Source organism: Bradyrhizobium sp. HKCCYLRH2047 (assembly GCF_051168175.1).
GTDB lineage: Bacteria > Pseudomonadota > Alphaproteobacteria > Rhizobiales > Xanthobacteraceae > Bradyrhizobium.
This window is the reverse complement of record NZ_JBNPUM010000012.1, coordinates 36,379-52,539: the sequence shown is the minus strand read 5'-3', so window position 1 is coordinate 52,539 and position 16,161 is coordinate 36,379. Positions and strand designations below refer to the sequence as shown.

15 protein-coding genes are annotated in these 16,161 nt (G+C 65.9%); 13 read left to right on the top strand and 2 right to left on the bottom strand.

Going from position 1 to position 16,161, the window contains the following annotated elements; translation table 11 throughout:
• Window positions 1–16: 16 nt before the first annotated feature.
• From ACQR1D_RS25650 to ACQR1D_RS25615, 8 genes are all read left to right on the top strand, one after another.
• Window positions 17–1,042 (top strand): amidohydrolase family protein, encoded by a 1,026-nt coding sequence (locus ACQR1D_RS25650; protein ID WP_316183233.1) that lies wholly within the window; start codon window positions 17–19, stop codon window positions 1,040–1,042.
• A 29-nt stretch (window positions 1,043–1,071) separates the two neighbouring features.
• Entirely contained in the window at window positions 1,072–1,755 is a 684-nt protein-coding gene (ligK, locus tag ACQR1D_RS25645; protein WP_316238990.1) for a 4-carboxy-4-hydroxy-2-oxoadipate aldolase/oxaloacetate decarboxylase, read from the top strand.
• A gap of 6 nt (window positions 1,756–1,761) precedes the next feature.
• Window positions 1,762–2,685 carry a DUF1932 domain-containing protein gene (locus ACQR1D_RS25640; RefSeq protein WP_434891124.1) on the top strand — a complete coding sequence of 308 codons (924 nt, stop codon included), beginning with the start codon at window positions 1,762–1,764 and terminating at the stop codon, window positions 2,683–2,685.
• Between the two features lie 8 nt (window positions 2,686–2,693).
• On the top strand, window positions 2,694–3,608 hold the full coding sequence (locus ACQR1D_RS25635) for an amidohydrolase family protein (RefSeq protein WP_316183236.1): 915 nt from the start codon (window positions 2,694–2,696) through the stop codon (window positions 3,606–3,608).
• Between the two features lie 12 nt (window positions 3,609–3,620).
• Window positions 3,621–4,010 (top strand): protocatechuate 4,5-dioxygenase subunit alpha, encoded by a 390-nt coding sequence (gene ligA / locus ACQR1D_RS25630; RefSeq protein ID WP_257168873.1) that lies wholly within the window; start codon window positions 3,621–3,623, stop codon window positions 4,008–4,010.
• Window positions 4,011–4,874 (top strand): class III extradiol dioxygenase subunit beta, encoded by an 864-nt coding sequence (locus ACQR1D_RS25625; RefSeq protein ID WP_315802433.1) that lies wholly within the window; start codon window positions 4,011–4,013, stop codon window positions 4,872–4,874.
• On the top strand, window positions 4,875–5,834 hold the full coding sequence (locus ACQR1D_RS25620; protein ID WP_315802434.1) for a Gfo/Idh/MocA family oxidoreductase: 960 nt from the start codon (window positions 4,875–4,877) through the stop codon (window positions 5,832–5,834). It begins immediately after the preceding gene.
• Between the two features lie 117 nt (window positions 5,835–5,951).
• Entirely contained in the window at window positions 5,952–7,448 is a 1,497-nt protein-coding gene (locus tag ACQR1D_RS25615) for an AMP nucleosidase (RefSeq protein ID WP_315802547.1), read from the top strand.
• Window positions 7,449–7,468: 20 nt separating this feature from the next.
• Here ACQR1D_RS25615 and ACQR1D_RS25610 read toward each other — a convergent pair whose 3' ends face one another.
• The gene (locus ACQR1D_RS25610) at window positions 7,469–7,792 is read right to left on the bottom strand and encodes a winged helix-turn-helix transcriptional regulator (RefSeq protein WP_434884524.1); all 324 of its coding nucleotides are present in this window, start codon (window positions 7,790–7,792) and stop codon (window positions 7,469–7,471) included.
• A gap of 180 nt (window positions 7,793–7,972) precedes the next feature.
• Between ACQR1D_RS25610 and ACQR1D_RS25605 the strand changes: the two genes are divergently transcribed.
• Complete coding sequence (locus ACQR1D_RS25605; RefSeq protein WP_315802436.1) at window positions 7,973–9,091, top strand: NADH:flavin oxidoreductase; 1,119 nt, start codon at window positions 7,973–7,975, stop codon at window positions 9,089–9,091.
• Window positions 9,092–9,332: 241 nt separating this feature from the next.
• Here ACQR1D_RS25605 and ACQR1D_RS25600 read toward each other — a convergent pair whose 3' ends face one another.
• The gene (locus ACQR1D_RS25600; protein WP_316183241.1) at window positions 9,333–10,496 is read right to left on the bottom strand and encodes a cytochrome P450; all 1,164 of its coding nucleotides are present in this window, start codon (window positions 10,494–10,496) and stop codon (window positions 9,333–9,335) included.
• A gap of 133 nt (window positions 10,497–10,629) precedes the next feature.
• Here ACQR1D_RS25600 and ACQR1D_RS25595 point away from each other — a divergent pair, with 133 nt between their 5' ends.
• From ACQR1D_RS25595 to ACQR1D_RS25580, 4 genes are all read left to right on the top strand, one after another.
• Window positions 10,630–11,550, top strand: a complete 921-nt coding sequence (locus tag ACQR1D_RS25595) for a helix-turn-helix domain-containing protein (protein ID WP_434894146.1) — start codon at window positions 10,630–10,632, stop codon at window positions 11,548–11,550.
• 172 nt (window positions 11,551–11,722) lie between these two features.
• Window positions 11,723–12,895 carry a 4-hydroxybenzoate 3-monooxygenase gene (gene pobA, locus ACQR1D_RS25590; protein WP_316238994.1) on the top strand — a complete coding sequence of 391 codons (1,173 nt, stop codon included), beginning with the start codon at window positions 11,723–11,725 and terminating at the stop codon, window positions 12,893–12,895.
• 900 nt (window positions 12,896–13,795) lie between these two features.
• The gene (locus tag ACQR1D_RS25585; protein ID WP_434894145.1) at window positions 13,796–15,010 is read left to right on the top strand and encodes a sensor domain-containing diguanylate cyclase; all 1,215 of its coding nucleotides are present in this window, start codon (window positions 13,796–13,798) and stop codon (window positions 15,008–15,010) included.
• Between the two features lie 101 nt (window positions 15,011–15,111).
• On the top strand, window positions 15,112–16,140 hold the full coding sequence (locus ACQR1D_RS25580; RefSeq protein WP_315802441.1) for a LacI family DNA-binding transcriptional regulator: 1,029 nt from the start codon (window positions 15,112–15,114) through the stop codon (window positions 16,138–16,140).
• Window positions 16,141–16,161 lie beyond the last annotated feature (21 nt).

The window sequence follows — 16,161 nt, the reverse complement described above, 5'->3', positions numbered from 1 at the left end:
TGAGGGAGAGACTGACGTGATCATCGACGTGCACGGCCATTACACGACGGCTCCGAAGGCGCTCGAAGAGTGGCGCAACCGGCAGATCGCGGGCATCAAGGATCCCTCCGTCATGCCCAAGGCGTCGGAGCTTTCGATCAGCGACGATGAGCTGCGCGAGAGCATCGAGAGCAACCAGCTCAAGAAGATGAAGGAGCGAGGCAGCGACCTCACCGTGTTCTCGCCGCGCGCGAGTTTCATGGCCCACCATATCGGCGACTTCCAGGTGTCCTCGACCTGGGCTGGGATCTGCAACGAGCTCTGCTACCGCGTCAGCAAGCTGTTCCCGGACAATTTCATCGGCGTCGCCATGCTGCCGCAGTCGCCGGGCGTGGACCCCAAGACCTGCATTCCCGAACTCGAGAAGTGCATCAAGGAGTACGGCTTCGTCGGCATCAATTTGAACCCGGACCCGTCCGGCGGCCACTGGACCTCGCCGCCGCTGTCGGACCGGCACTGGTATCCGATCTACGAGAAGATGGTCGAGCTCGACATCCCCGCGATGATCCACGTCTCGACCAGCTGCAATGCCTGCTTCCACACCACCGGCGCGCATTATCTCAACGCCGACACCACCGCGTTCATGCAGTGCCTGACGTCGGACCTGTTCAAGGACTTCCCGACCCTGAAGTTCCTGATCCCGCATGGCGGCGGCGCGGTGCCGTATCACTGGGGCCGGTTCCGCGGCCTCGCCCAGGAGCTGAAGAAGCCGCTGTTGAAGGACCATCTGCTCAACAACATCTTCTTCGACACCTGCGTCTATCACCAGCCGGGCATCGACCTCCTGACCGGCGTGATCCCGATCGACAACATCCTGTTCGCGTCGGAAATGATCGGCGCCGTCCGCGGCATCGATCCGGAGACCGGCTTCTACTACGACGACACCAAGCGCTACATCGAGGCCGCCAAGCTGACCCCCGAGCAGCGCCACCAGATCTACGAAGGCAATGCGCGGCGCGTGTTCCCGCGTCTCGACGCCGCGTTGAAGGCCAAGGGCAAGTAATCTAAAGGGCAGGCGATATGAGCACCCCCATGAACAATCTCGGCATCGTCAAGACGAAGATCAACCGCGCCGACAAGGCGGCGGTGGAGAAGCTGTCGAAGTTCGGCGTCGCCACCATCCACGAGGCGATGGGCCGCGTCGGCCTGATGCAATGCTACATGCGCCCGATCTATCCGACCGCCAAGATGTGCGGCACGGCCGTCACCGTGCTGCTGCAGCCCGGCGACAACTGGATGCTGCATGTCGCGGCCGAGCAGATCCAGCCCGGCGACGTCGTCGTCGCGGCCTGCACGGTCGAGAACACCGACGGCTTCTTCGGCGATCTCCTGGCGACCAGCTTCCGCGCCCGCGGCGCGCAGGGCCTCGTCATCGACGGCGGCGTCCGTGACGTCGCCGATCTCACCGACATGCAGTTCCCGGTGTTCTCGCGCGCGATCTCCGCGCGCGGCACGGTCAAGGCGACGCTCGGCTCGGTCAACATCCCGATCGTCTGCGCCGGCGCCGCGGTCAATCCGGGCGACGTGATCGTCGCCGATGTCGACGGCATCGTCGTGGTGCCGGCCGCGGTCGCACATCAGGCGGCGGATGCGGCCGCGGCGCGCGAGGCCAACGAGGCCGACAAGCGCGAGAAGCTGGCGTCGGGCGTGCTCGGCCTCGACATGTACAAGATGCGCGAGCCGCTGGCGAAGGCCGGGCTCAAATACATCGATTGAGCAGCGATGACCGCGGCGTCGAACCAGTGGCATGTCGGGCTGATCGGCTACGGCGAGGTCGGCAAGATACTCGCCGAGGATCTGCGCAAGGATGGCGTGCGCGTCTCGGCCTATGATGTGAAGCTTGCCGACAGCCGCGGCGACGCCATGCGCAGCCATGCCGACGGCATCGGCGTGACGCTCGCGGCCTCGCATGCCGAACTGGCGGCGCAGGCCGACTTCATCGTCTCGGCAGTGACCGCCAGTCAGGACGTGGCGGTGGCGGAAGCCTGCGCTCCGAAGATCAAGCCAGGCGCGTGGTTCCTCGACTTCAACTCGGCTTCGCCCGGCGCCAAGCAGCGCGCGGCCGCGTTGATCGACGGCGCCGGCGGCCGCTATGTCGAAGGCGCGGTGATGACCTCGGTGCCGCCCTATCGCATCAAGGTGCCGCTGCTGCTCGGCGGTGCCGGTGCGCGCGAGTTGGCGCCGCTGCTCAACGATCTCGGCTTTGCCGCCAAGCCCGCCAGCGACAAGCTCGGCGTGGCCTCGGCCACAAAGATGTGCCGCAGCATCATGATCAAGGGCCTGGAGGCGATGGTGATCGAGAGCTTCACCACCGCCCGCGCCTATGGCGTCGAGGACGCGGTGCTGGCCTCGCTGAAGGAGACCTTTCCCGGGATCGACTGGGAGAAGCAGGGCGCCTATTTCTTTCAGCGGGTCATCGAGCATGGCCGCCGCCGCGCCGAGGAGGTGAGGGAGGTGGCCGAGACCGTACGCGACATCGGGCTGACGCCGTGGTCGGCGGACGGCACCGCCGAGCGCCAGGCCTGGGTCGCCGATCTCGCCGATGAGGGCCTGTTCGGCATGCGCGGCACCAAGGAGTTCGCGCGCAGCCCGGATTGGCGCACCGAGGCCGATCGTATCATTAACAAGATCAAGTCCAAGGAGTAGGGAACCTCATGGAGTTCCAGAAGACCCCGGGATGGCTCGACTGGTACGACGGCCCGTCGAAACCGCGCTTCAAGGTGCCGGCCGGCAGCGTCGACGCGCATTGCCACGTGTTCGGCCCTGGCGCCGAATTCCCCTACGCGCCCGAGCGCAAGTACACGCCCTGCGACGCCTCCAAGCAGCAGCTCTACGCGCTGCGCGACCATCTCGGCTTCGCCCGCAACGTCGTGGTGCAGGCGACCTGCCACGGTGCCGACAACCGCGCGATGGTCGATGCGCTGGCGCATTCGAACGGCAAGGCGCGCGGTGTCGCCACCGTCAAGCGCAGCGTCACCGACGCCGAGTTGCAGGCGATGCACGACGCCGGCGTGCGCGGCGTCCGCTTCAACTTCGTCAAGCGCCTGGTCGACTTCACGCCGAAGGACGAGTTGATCGAGATCGCCAACCGCATCAACAAGCTCGGCTGGCACGTCGTGATCTATTTCGAAGCCGTCGACCTGCCCGAGCTGTGGGACTTCTTCACGTCGCTGCCGACCACCGTCGTCGTCGACCACATGGGTCGTCCTGACGTGACCAAGCCGGTCGATGGCCCGGAGTTCGAGCTGTTCGTGAAGTTCATGCGCGAGCATTCCAACGTCTGGTCCAAGGTGAGCTGCCCGGAGCGTCTCTCGGTCAAGGGACCGCCAGCGCTGAACGGCGAGCAGAACGCCTATCGCGACGTGGTGCCGTTTGCGAAGCGCATCGTCGAGACTTTCCCGGATCGCGTGCTGTGGGGCACCGACTGGCCGCACCCGAACCTCAAGGACCACATGCCCGATGACGGCCTGCTGGTCGACTTCATTCCCCACATCGCCGTCACCGCGGAGCTGCAGCAGAAGCTCCTGGTCGACAATCCGATGCGGCTGTACTGGCCCGAAGAATCCTGAAGGAGGGAAGCGATGTCGCTCGACAAACCCTATACCGACGTTCCCGGCACGACCATCTTCGACGCGGACATGTCGCGGATGGGCTATCACCTCAACCAGTTCTGCATGTCGCTGATGAAGGCGGAGAACCGCGCCCGCTTCAAGGCCAACGAGCGCGCCTATCTCGACGAATGGCCGATGAGCGAGGAGCAGAAGCAGGCCGTGCTCGACCGCGACCTCAACCGCTGCATTGCGCTTGGTGGCAACATCTACTTCCTCGCCAAGATCGGCGCGACCGACGGCAAGAGCTTTCAGCAGATGGCCGGCAGCATGACCGGCATGACTGAAGACCAGTATCGCGAGATGATGATCAAGGGCGGCCGCTCGGTTGAGGGCAACCGCTACACCGGGGAGAAGAAGTAAATGGCAAAAATCTCCGCAAGCGTTTTCACCTCGCACGTGCCGGCGATCGGCGCCGCCCTCGACCTCGGCAAGACCGGCGAGGATTATTGGAAGCCGGTGTTCGCCGGCTACGATTTCGCCAAGCAGTGGGAGAAGGAGCAGAAGCCGGACGTGGTGTTCCTGGTCTTCAACGACCACGCGACCGCCTTCAGCCTGGACATGATTCCCACGTTCGCGATCGGCACCGCAGCCGAATATCAGCCGGCCGACGAGGGCTGGGGGCCGCGCCCGGTGCCCAAGGTGATCGGGCATCCGAAGCTCGCCGCGCATATCGCGCAGTCGGTGATCCAGGACGATTTCGACCTCACCATCGTCAACAAGATGGACGTCGACCACGGCCTGACCGTGCCGCTTAGCCTCGTGTTCGGCCAGGTCGATGCCTGGCCGTGCCCCGTCATCCCGTTCGCCGTCAACGTCGTGCAATATCCGGTGCCGTCGGGCCGCCGCTGCTTCATGCTGGGCAAGGCGATCCGCAAGGCGATCGAGAGCTATGACGAGCCGCTCAACGTGCAGATCTGGGGCACCGGCGGCATGAGCCATCAGCTGCAGGGCCCGCGCGCCGGCCTGATCAACCGGGAATGGGACAACATGTTCCTCGACAAGCTGATCAACGATCCCGAAGGCCTGTCCAAGGTGCCGCATATCGACTACGTCCGAGAGGCCGGCAGCGAGGGCATCGAGCTCGTGATGTGGCTGATCGCGCGCGGCGCCATGAGCGACGTCAACGAGACCAAGAAGGGCAACGCTCCGACCGTGCGCCACCGCTTCTATCATGTGCCGGCCAGCAACACCGCGGTCGGCCATCTGATCCTGGAGAACAACTAAATGGCCAAGACGATCAAGGTCGCGCTCGCCGGCGCCGGCGCCTTCGGCATCAAGCATCTCGACGGCATCAAGAACATCGATGGCGTCGAGGTGGTGTCGCTGGTCGGCCGCCGCTTCGACCAGACCAAGGAAGTCGCCGACAAATACGGCATCAAGCACGTCGCGACTGAGCTCGCCGACAGCCTCAAGCTGCCGGAGGTCGACGCCGTCATTCTCTGCACGCCGACCCAGATGCATGCGGCGCAGGCGATCGACTGCCTCAAGGCCGGCAAGCACGTGCAGGTCGAGATTCCGCTCGCCGACTCCTTGAAGGACGCCCAGCAGGTGGTCGAGCTGCAGAAGGAGACCAAGCTGGTCGCGATGTGCGGTCACACCCGCCGCTTCAATCCGAGCCACCAGTTCGTGCACAAGAAGATCAAGGCCGGCGAATTTCACATCCAGCAGATGGATGTGCAGACCTACTTCTTCCGCCGCACCAATATGAATGCGCTGGGCCAGCCGCGCAGCTGGACGGACCATCTGCTGTGGCACCACGCCGCGCACACCGTCGACCTGTTCGCCTACCAGGCGGGCTCGCCGATCGTGAAGGCCAATGCGATCCAGGGGCCGATCCATCCGACCTTGGGCATCGCGATGGACATGTCGATCCAGCTCAAGGCCGCCAATGGCGCGATCTGCACCTTGTCGCTGTCGTTCAACAATGACGGCCCGCTCGGTACCTTCTTCCGCTACATCGGCGACACCGGCACCTACATCGCGCGCTACGACGATCTGGTGAACGGCAAGGAGGAGAAGATCGACGTCTCCAAGGTCGATGTCTCCATGAACGGCATCGAGCTGCAGGACCGCGAGTTCTTCGCCGCGATCCGCGAGGGCCGCGAGCCCAACGCGTCCGTTGCCCAGGTGCTGCCCTGCTACCAGGTGCTGCACGACCTCGACGCGCAGCTCGCGAAGGGCTGAGCCGATTCCCTCCTCGCGTCTCGGCGCGCGGGGAGGGGACCCTCGGCGGCGCCTGGAAGATCCGCCGACGAGCGTTGCACTCGTATGGCGGCTTCGCTTACCATCGGCTTCAGCAAGATGAGGCCGCCCTTGACCGTGCAATCGCCGCAACCGTTCCAGACCGAAAGCTTTACCGACGCGGCCGCCGCGGTGGCCCGGCTCGAGGAGATCTACGAGCGCAACACGGCGTTTCTGCGCGGCCATTTCGAGGCCTATGCCAACGGCCTCGTGCCGGCGACACGGATCCGCGCCACCTATCCCTTCGTGCGGCTGACGACCGCAAGTCATGCCCGGCTCGACTCGCGTCTGGCCTATGGCTTCGTCGCAGGGCCCGGCGTGCACGAGACCAGCGTGACGCGGCCAGACCTGTTCCGTTCGTATCTCACCGAGCAGATCCGTCTGCTGGTGGAGAACCACGGCATGCCGGTCGAGATCGGCGAGTCGGCCGAGCCGATCCCGGTGCATTTCGCCTATCGCCGCGACATCAACATCGAGACGGCGCTTCCGCACCATGAGAGCCCGTTGGTGACGCGCTCGCTGCGCGACGTGTTCGACGCTCCGGATCTCGCGACCATGGACGATGCGATCGCCGACGGCACGCTCGAGCTGAAGCCCGGCATGCCGGAGCCGCTGTCGCTGTTCCGCGCCGCGCGCGTCGACTACTCGCTGCGTCGGCTCTATCACTACACCGGGACCGACCCGGACCATTTCCAGAATTTCGTGATCTTCACGAACTATCAGTTCTATGTCGACGCCTTCGCCGATTGGGGCCGCCAGCAGCTGGCGGCCGCGCAGGGGGCAGCCGAGGCCTTCGTCGAGCCGGGCAATGTGATCACGCGAACCGCGCGGCTCGGCGGCGGAACCACGGGCTCCGCGCCGGCGCGCACGCCGCAGATGCCGGCGCTTCATCTGGTCGAGCCGGGCCATCAGGGGATCACGCTGATCAACATCGGCACCGGCCCGTCGAATGCGCGCAACGTCACTGACCACATTGCGGTGCTGCGGCCGCATGCCTGGCTGATGGTCGGCCACTGCGCGGGACTGCGCAACACTCAGCGGCTCGGCGACTACGTCCTCGCGCACGGCTACGTCCGCGAGGACCACGTGCTCGACCAGGAGCTGCCGCCCTGGGTGCCGATCCCCGCGCTGGCCGAGGTGCAGGTCGCGCTCGAAGAGGCCGTGGAGACGGTGACCGGCTATTCCGGCTTTGAGCTGAAGCGGGTGATGCGGACCGGCACGGTGGCCAGCGTCGATAACCGCAATTGGGAGATCTCCGGCCCTGGGGTGATCCGCCGCTTGTCGCAGTCGCGCGCCGTCGCGCTCGACATGGAGTCCGCCGCCATCGCCGCCAACGGCTATCGCTTCCGCGTGCCCTACGGCACCTTGCTCTGCGTCTCCGACAAGCCGCTGCATGGCGAGATCAAGCTCGCCGGCATGGCCGGCGACTTCTACCGGCAGCGCGTCGGCCAGCATCTTCAGATCGGGCTGAAGGCGCTGGAACTGCTGAAGCACCAGGAGTCGGAGCGGCTGCATTCGCGCAAGCTGCGCAGCTTCGCCGAAGTCGCCTTTCAGTAGCGGTCTGCGACCGCCGCCGATCAGCGGCCGCGGCGCTCGTCGAAGGCCTGACGCGCCTGCTCGACCTCGGGCATCTTGGCGATGGTCCAGGCGTAGAGCGCGCGGAATGGCGGCTGCAGGGTCCGGCCGAGCGGCGTGATCTCGTACTGGACGGCAACGGGCGAGTCCGCGATCACCTCCCGCGCGACGAGGCCGTTGCGCTCGAGCCGGCGCAGGCATTGCGTCAGCGCCTTCTGGGTGACGCCCTCGAGCTGCTTCTTGATCACGTTGAAGCGCAACGGCCCGCCGTCCAGCACGGCCAGCACCATCATCGACCATTTGTCGGCGATCTGGTCGATCAGCACCCGGCTCGGGCACTCCGACGAGAAGTGCTGCGGCTTGCAGCGGAGCGGGGCGGTCTCTGATGTCGACGCGACGGTCACGACGCGGTTTCCTCTGATATACCTGAGCGACTTCGGGTGCCTGATTGACTTCAGGTTTACGAAGTATACTGGAGCGGTTCCGAACGCAATGGAGCCCTCTGAATGTCCGACCTCGATACCAGCGTGCTGTTTCGTCCGTTTCGCCTGAAGTCGCTGGAGCTGAAGAACCGCATCGTCATGGCGCCGATGACCCGCAACGCGGCGCCGAATGGCGTTCCCGGCGAGGCCAATGCCGCTTATTACCGTCGCCGCGCCGAAGGCGGCGTGGGGCTGATCCTGACCGAGGGCACTGTCGTCAACCGTCCGGCCTCGCGCAACGAGCCCAATATTCCCTTCTTCCACGGTGACGCAGCCCTGGCCGGCTGGCGGAGCGTGGCGAGCGCCGTGCACGCGGCCGGCGGCCGCATCGCGCCACAGATCTGGCACACCGGCTCGACCAAGGGCATGAGCCGCTGGGAGCCTGATGCGCCGGTCGAGAGCCCGTCCGGGCTGGTTGCGCCTGGCAAGCCGCGCGGCAACGCGATGACCGAGAACGACATCGCCGACACCGTCGCCGCATTCGCGCAGGCCGCGGCCGACGCCAAGCGCACGGGCTTCGACACCCTCGAGATCCACGGCGCCCACGGCTATCTGATCGACGAGTTCTTCTGGTCCGGCACCAACAAGCGCGAGGATCGCTATGGCGGCGCCAGCATCAAGGAGCGCTCGCGCTTCGCCGGCGAAATCGTCGCCGCGATCCGCAAGGCGGTGGGGCCGGATTTTCCGATCATCCTGCGCGTCAGCCAGTGGAAGCAGCAGGACTATGCGGCGCGCCTCGCCGAGACGCCGGCGCTGATGGCCGACTGGCTGCAGCCGCTGGTCGCGGCCGGCGTCGACATCCTGCACTGCTCGCAGCGCCGTTTCTGGGAGCCGGAATTCCCGGACGTCGACGGCGAGAAGGGCCTGAACTTCGCCGGCTGGGCCAAGAAGATCACGGGCGCCGCGACCATCAGCGTCGGCTCGGTCGGCCTGTCCGACGAGTTCTTCTCGGCGTTCGCCGGCAAGCCGTCGACGACAGCCGATCTCGATGCGCTGCTGGAGCGCATGGCCAAGGAGGAGTTCGACCTGATCGCAGTCGGCCGCGCGCTGATCAGCGATGCCGAATGGGTCGCCAAGATCAAGTCCGGCGACAAGGCCGGCCTGAAGGGCTTCAGCGCGGCGGATCTCGGCGCGCTGGTGTGAGCTGTGTCGCGGCTCCTTCATCCAGTCTGTTCGCGTCCTCCTTTCGCAGCGCAGGCTATCTGCGCTGTCAGTTGAGTTCGAGTAGTCGCTACGAGCCCGGTGCACCCTCTCCCACAAGGGAAGAGGGTGCACCGCCGTTGTCGCTCGTTCGTCCTTCCTCTCGACGAAGTGGAACGCTTGTTGTTGTCTCGTGAGGGGCAGTCACCTTGCGCCCTGCTCGACTGAGCTTGCAACCCCGCAACTAATGCACCGTCAGCTCCAGGTACATCGGGCTGCGGAAGGTCGATGACGGCATCCAGGGCAGTTGCTCCTGGGTGCGGCGATAGTCCGGCACGACCTTGTGCAGCTCGTCGAACGCGATCCTGATCGCCATGCGCGCGATCGCCGATCCCAGGCAGGCATGCACGCCGCCGCCGAAGCCGAGGTGGCCGCGCGGCTTGCGCGTGATGTCGTAGACGTCGGGATTGGGAAACTGCCGCTCGTCGCGATTGGCGGAGCCGTAGGCGAGGCAGACGAAATCGCCCTCGCGCATGGTCTGGCCGTGCAGGGTGAGATCCTTCTGCAGGCAGCGGCGGAAACGCTGCGCCGAGGTGTTGAAGCGCAGCGACTCCTCGACGGCGTCCGCCAGCAGATCGGGATTGGCGACGACCGCACGGCGGGCGTCGTCGTGATCGGCGAGATTGTAGGCCAGCATCGTCATGAAGCCGCCGAGAGACTCGATGCCGGCCATGATCAGCGTGGTCGTCGTCAGCAGCACCTCGCGCTCGTCGAGCTTGTCGCCGTCGATCTCGGCCATGCTGAAATGCGAGATCAGATCGTTCTGCGGCCGCGCCCGGCGCTCCGCGATGATGCCGGCCGCATAGTCCTGCATCCAGTTGTAGGCTGCGATGTGCTGCGGTCCCTTGGCGCGGCTCACCGGATCGCTCTGCACCATGAGCACCGCCTTGTCGCGCACCGTCTGCTCGTCGCCGAGCGGCAGGCCGAGTGCGGCGAACAGCACGCGCACCGTGAACTTCGACGAGAAGGCGTCGATGAAGTCGAACCGGTCCTGGCCGCGCAGCGCCTCGGCGCTGTCGCGCGCGATGTCGCGGATCGGGCCTGACAGGCTCTCCAGATTGCGCTTCATGAAGGCATGCTGGACGAGGCCACGCAGCCGGTCATGGCGCGGCGGATCGGTGGTGCCGAGCGTCGCGCCGGCGCGGTTCGGCAGCTCGGTCATCAGGTTGCCCTTAGCCGACGAATAGGTCTGCCAGTTCGTGCCCGCCGCTGCCACGTCGGCATAGCGCGACAGGATCCACATCTGGGCTTGCTGGCTCCAGAAGCAGGGGTGCTCGTCGCGCAGCGTCTTGTAGAACGGGAACGGGTCGGCATCGACCGCCGGCGAATACGGGTCGAACGTGAACATGTCGGGCCTCCTCTCCATTGAGTGTGGTCGTTGTTGTTCTTTTCACTGATCTAGCCGAGCCGTGGCCGCGGCGTGAGACACGAAAGCCGGTCAAGACTTGTACTTTTCCGACATTCGGGGTTAGCTCTCGCTCATGCCCCGCTTTCGCACCAAGCCGTCGATCCCGGCCTTCGCGCTGTACGGCGAAGCCTCCGCCGCGCAGCCGGACATGCTGCATGTCGAGCCGATCCAGGTGCGCAGCAAGCTGTATCGCTGGGAAATCGAGGCGCATACGCACCAGGGCCTGCATCAGATCCTCTGGGTCGCCTCCGGCCCGGCCGAGATCGCCTTGGACGAAAGCCGCGAGCGCTGTACCGGCCCGGTCGCCGTGATCATTCCCCCCGGCGTCGTCCATGCCTTCCGCTTCTCGCGCGACACCGACGGCTATGTGCTGACGTTCAATCCGCGGGCGGTCGTCGAGGGCGACGTGCCGGCGACCGGCGAGGCGCTGCGCGACCTGTTTGCAGCGCCGCAAATCCTGCATCTGGAGCCGCAAGCCGTTGCGACGGGCCGGATCGGCACGCTGTTCGTCGACCTCGCCGACGAGTTCGCCGCGGCCGATTCCGCGGCTTCGCCGGTGCCGCACTGGCTCGGGCGCTCGATCGTGTGGCGGCTGGCGCAGCAGAGCGCGCGGCAGTCGCAAGGCGCGCGGCGCGGCAGTGGGCACGCTGATCTGTTCACCCGCTTCATCGTGCTGGTCGAGGCGCATCACCGCGATCACTGGTCGGTGGCGCGCTACGCCGACGAGCTCGGCATGACGCCGGAGCGGCTCAATCGGTTGACGCGGGCCGAGACCGGCCAGTCCGCGCTCGATATCGTGCATGCGCGTCTGGCCCGTGAGGCCTGTCGTCGGCTGACCTATATTGCAGCGCCGGTGTCGAAGCTGGCGTTCGAGCTCGGCTTCAAGGACCCGGCCTATTTCTGCCGCTTCTTCAAGCGCCACACCGGCGCCAGCCCGCGCGACTATCGGCGCGCGATGGGCGTGGGAGACGGCGCGGCGCCGCCGGCCGGCTGACCGGCGTCGCCCGATACCACCGTCGCATTCGTTTTGCATCGCGGCATGGTGTTGGAAAAGTGCAAGAGAATGCCGCGTCCATCCAAGTGATCCCTGTGCATTCCTTGCTAAAATCCGCGACTGAAAACCAAACCCAATAAGCCTGCGTCTGCGAATCCGGGAGAACACGCCCATGAAAGTCCAAGTCTGCATCATCGGCGGAGGCCCCTCGGGGCTGATGCTGTCGCAGCTCCTGCATCTGCAGGGCATCGATACGATCATCCTGGAGAAGTCCAGCCGCGACTACGTGCTGTCGCGCATCCGTGCCGGCGTGCTCGAGCACGGCTTTGCCGAGCTGATGCGCGAGGCGCAGTGCGGCGAGCGCATGGATCGCGAGGGCGAAATCCATCACGGCTTCTACATCGCCCATGACGGCAAGCTCGACCGCGTCGACCTGCACAAATATTCCGGCGGCAACTCGGTGATGGTCTACGGCCAGACCGAGCTGACGCGCGATCTCTACGAGGCCCGCGACAAGCTCGGCGGCAAGGTCGTGCACAACGCGGCCGACGTCACGCCGCACGACATCGCCTCCGACAAGCCCTACGTCACCTATCGCAGCGGCGAGGAGGTGATCCGCGTCGACTGCGACTACATCATCGGCGCCGACGGCTTTCACGGCGTCAGCCGCAAGTCGATCCCGCACGACAAGCTGACGGAATACGAGCGCGTGTACCCGTTCGGCTGGCTCGGCGTGCTGTCGCGCACCAAGCCGGTGTCGCCGGAGCTGATCTATGCCAAGCACGAGCGTGGCTTCGCGCTGTGCTCGCTGCGCTCCCAGGTGCTGAGCCGCTATTACGTCCAGGTGCCGCTCACCGACAAGGTCGAGGACTGGAGCGACGATGCGTTCTGGGAGGAGCTGAAGCGCCGCCTGCCCAATGAGATCGCGGCCAAGCTGATCACTGGCCCGTCGATCGAGAAGAGCATCGCGCCGCTGCGCAGCTTCGTCGCCGAGCCGATGCGCTACGGCCGGCTGTTCCTGGCCGGCGACGCCGCCCACATCGTGCCGCCGACCGGCGCGCGCGGGCTGAACTCGGCGGCGTCCGACATCTACTATCTCTATCATGCGCTGCTCGACCATTACAAAAAGGGCGACGACACCGGCATCGACGGCTACTCCAAGCGCGCGCTGGCGCGGATCTGGAAGGCGCAGCGCTTCTCGTGGTGGATGACGACGCTGCTGCATCGCTTCCCCGACCGGCTGTCCTACGACGACAGACTTCAGGACACCGAGCTCGCCTATCTGTTCTCGTCCGAGGCCGCGCAGCGGTCGCTGGCGGAGAACTATGTCGGACTGCCGTTCTGAGTGATGCCCGCGCTCCGTGCTTCGCCTGCGTTGATTGTGGCGCAAGCGCATCGGCAAAATCCGCTGTCGTCCCGGCCTTGAGCCGGGACCCATACCCGCCGGGAGCGGTTTGAGGCAGGCTGGCCACTGGCTTTGTGCCATTCACGTCGGCTGCGGCGGCGTATGGATCGCGGATCGGCGCCGTGCCGCGCTTTGCGCGTCGCGGCTTGTCCGGGACGACGGCTTTGGGCGGGGCGGTATTCACGGCTCAAACAGCGAAGCAGGCAAGAGAGACATGATATCTCGTTCTCGCGGCTCGTTACGCCCGAGGTCTGCGATCAACGTGTCCCTCTAAAATGAGAGGGCGCAGGGAATGCCGGGTGAAGGCCTCACCCATGGCCCGCCTGCGAAAAAAATGCAGGCGGCAGGTACCACAGGTGCAGCCGATCAACCGGCATTCCCTGCGCGGCAGTCTCACGCTTATACGCAGTCGCCCTGGTGCGCCGGGCTTGTTGGCCACCATCCCCACGCGAAGCAAAGCTTCGTCGCGGGTTAACACCAGCTTCGGGGTGTCAGGCCGCTGCGACTTCACGTCCGCAAGCGATCGTTCGTCCGCCCGCTCTCAACGAGCCTGCTGCGATCTCTCGCGGCCACCGCATCCCCGCCTCGCGTGTCGTGACGATCGCGCGCAACGCCCCTCTCGTTGAGGCGGGATGGCGGGAGATAATCATGAATTCGGATAAATGGCAAGATGATTATTTTTATCGGAAGATGGCGGCGGCTGGCCGGCCGATGGCAGGCAGGTCGGCCCTCGGGCGGTTCCCCCGCCGGACGTCGTGCTTCCTGTTAGGAATTTGCTCATTCTCCTCCTAAATCCGGCGTTAAGTCCCTCCGCGAGAAGCTGTCGGCGAGGAGTTGCCGATGTCAGCCCACCACCACGACGATGCCCGCCGCCTGGAAGCCCTTGCCGAACTCGACATCCTTGATACACCCAGCGAGCTCGCCTTCGACCGTCTCACCGGCCTGTGCCGGAAGGTCTTTGGCGTCCCGATGTCGACACTCACCCTCATCGACGGCCATCGCCAATGGTTCAAGGCGGCCACAGGGATGGCCGACCGTGAGGGCGAGCGGCGGCCCGCGCTGTGCAACTATGCCATTCAGGAAAGCGAGCCGCTGATCATCCCCGACACGCACCAGGATGCGCGGTTCGCGGACAACGTGCTCGTTCATGGCAAGCCCTTCATTCGATTCTACGCCGGTGCGCAGCTGCGCATCTCCGGCGTGAACGTCGGCACGCTATGCGCGATGGACACGGCGCCGCGCGAGTTCAGTGCGCACGATGTCGACATGCTGAAGGATCTCGCCGCGATCGCCGTCGACGAGCTGATGCTGCGCAAGCTGAGCATGCGCGACGCTCTCACCGGCGCGCTGTCGCGCCGCGCCTTTCACAACGAAGGCGAGCGGTTGCGGGCGCTGGCCGAGCGTCACGGCCACAAGCTGACATATGCGATGGTCGACATCGATCACTTCAAATCGGTGAACGACACTTACGGCCATGCCGTCGGCGATCTCGTTCTGTCCAGGCTGGTCGAGACCTGGCGGTCGGTGCTGCGGAGCTCCGACGTCATCGGCCGTCTCGGGGGCGAGGAGTTCGGCATCCTGCTGCCGCATACGGGCCTGCACGACGGGCTGGCGGTGCTGGAGAAGATGCGGTCGGCGGCTGCCGGCCTGTCGATCGACACGCCATGCGGACCGATCAGGGTCACCGCCAGCTTCGGCGCCGCGGATCTGACTTCCCGTCTGGGCTTCGATGCCATGCAGGAGCGGGCGGACATGGCGATGTACTCCGCCAAGAACAACGGCCGCAATCAGGTCATCGCCTGGGTGGAGGCGTCACCGTCGATCGCGCCTGCGCTGCGCCGCGTGTTCAAGGCGGGGCAGATCGCGTTCAACGCCGGACGTTCGACGTTCGACTGCACGGTCCGTGCACTGTCCGAACACGCGGCTGCACTGGACGTGATCTCGACGGCGGAGTTGCCGGAGCACTTCAAGCTCGCGATCGCCAGCGACGGCTTCTCACGCGCCTGTCGCATGACGGCGCGGTCCGACAAGCGGATCGAGGTCGCTTTCGTCTAACTCCCTCGGGGCTTCCAGGCGCGGCCGGGCGCGCCGCCCCTCAAAAATGAGTTGCGCACCTCAAAAACCGCGTTATGGTCCTCAACCCAAAGGGGAGGACCATGAACGCGCCGCTGACATTGCGGGACATTGCGCGACAGGCGGGTGTGAGCCTCGCCACCGTCGACCGCGTGCTGCACAACCGGCCGGGCGTGCGCCCGGACACGGTGCGACGCGTCAAGGACGCCATGGCGCGTAGCGCGTTCCAGCCGCATGCGGCGGCCTCCGAGCTCGCCCGTGCCCGCGCGCGGCGCTTTGCCTTCGTGATGCCGTCCGGCATCAATCCCTTCATGCAGCAGATTCAGGCGCATCTCGGCGATCTGGCGAGCTGGATGGCCGCGCGCCGGCTCACGGTCGATGTCGTCACGACCGACGTGTTCGATGCCGCCGTGCTGGCCGCGAAGCTCGAGCAGCTCGTCGGTCAGGTCGACGGCGTCGCGGTGGTGGCGCTCGATCATCCGGGCGTGCGCGCGGCGATCAACGATCTCGTCGAGTCCGGCGCCAAGGTGGTGACGCTGGTGTCGGACGTGCCATCGTCGCGGCGGCAGCATTATGTCGGCATCGACAACATCGCCGCTGGCCGCACCGCGGGGGCGCTGGTCGGACGCTTCGCCGGCGGCAAGGCGGGGCGGATCGCGATCATGGCGGGCTCGCAAGGCCTGCGCGATCATGCCGAGCGCATCTTCGGCTTCGGCCAGGTTCTCGCGGCGGAGTTTCGGCAACTTGAGGTTTTGCCGGTTGCTGAGGGGCATGACGTGGACGATCGCTCAGAGCACCTCATGCGCAAGCTGCTGACCGAGCACCGCGACATCGTCGGGCTCTACAATGTCGGCGCCGGCACGGCCGGCGTCGCCAAGGCGCTGACCGAGTCGGGGCGCGCCGACGACATCGTGTTCGTCGGCCACGACGTGACGGCACTGACGCGCAAGCTGCTGTTGAACGGCGTGATGGACGCGGCGATTTCGCAGAACCCGGGCCACGAGGCGCGCTCCGCGGTGCGCGTGCTGCTGGCGCTGGCGCGCGGCGAGCCGATCCTGAGCGAACAGGAGACGATCCGCATCGACATCGTGATGCGGGACAATCTGCCGTGAGCGGGCGGCCGCGGTGACGCG

Coding starts and splice junctions, on each gene's coding strand:
- ligK (WP_316238990.1), top strand. CDS start 1,072: ATGAACAATCTCGGCATCGTCAAGACGAAGATCAACCGCGCCGACAAG.
- ACQR1D_RS25640 (WP_434891124.1), top strand. CDS start 1,762: ATGACCGCGGCGTCGAACCAGTGGCATGTCGGGCTGATCGGCTACGGC.
- ACQR1D_RS25635 (WP_316183236.1), top strand. CDS start 2,694: ATGGAGTTCCAGAAGACCCCGGGATGGCTCGACTGGTACGACGGCCCG.
- ligA (WP_257168873.1), top strand. CDS start 3,621: ATGTCGCTCGACAAACCCTATACCGACGTTCCCGGCACGACCATCTTC.
- ACQR1D_RS25625 (WP_315802433.1), top strand. CDS start 4,011: ATGGCAAAAATCTCCGCAAGCGTTTTCACCTCGCACGTGCCGGCGATC.
- ACQR1D_RS25620 (WP_315802434.1), top strand. CDS start 4,875: ATGGCCAAGACGATCAAGGTCGCGCTCGCCGGCGCCGGCGCCTTCGGC.
- ACQR1D_RS25615 (WP_315802547.1), top strand. CDS start 5,952: ATGAGGCCGCCCTTGACCGTGCAATCGCCGCAACCGTTCCAGACCGAA.
- ACQR1D_RS25605 (WP_315802436.1), top strand. CDS start 7,973: ATGTCCGACCTCGATACCAGCGTGCTGTTTCGTCCGTTTCGCCTGAAG.
- ACQR1D_RS25600 (WP_316183241.1), bottom strand. CDS start 10,496: ATGTTCACGTTCGACCCGTATTCGCCGGCGGTCGATGCCGACCCGTTC.
- ACQR1D_RS25595 (WP_434894146.1), top strand. CDS start 10,630: ATGCCCCGCTTTCGCACCAAGCCGTCGATCCCGGCCTTCGCGCTGTAC.
- pobA (WP_316238994.1), top strand. CDS start 11,723: ATGAAAGTCCAAGTCTGCATCATCGGCGGAGGCCCCTCGGGGCTGATG.
- ACQR1D_RS25585 (WP_434894145.1), top strand. CDS start 13,796: ATGTCAGCCCACCACCACGACGATGCCCGCCGCCTGGAAGCCCTTGCC.
- ACQR1D_RS25580 (WP_315802441.1), top strand. CDS start 15,112: ATGAACGCGCCGCTGACATTGCGGGACATTGCGCGACAGGCGGGTGTG.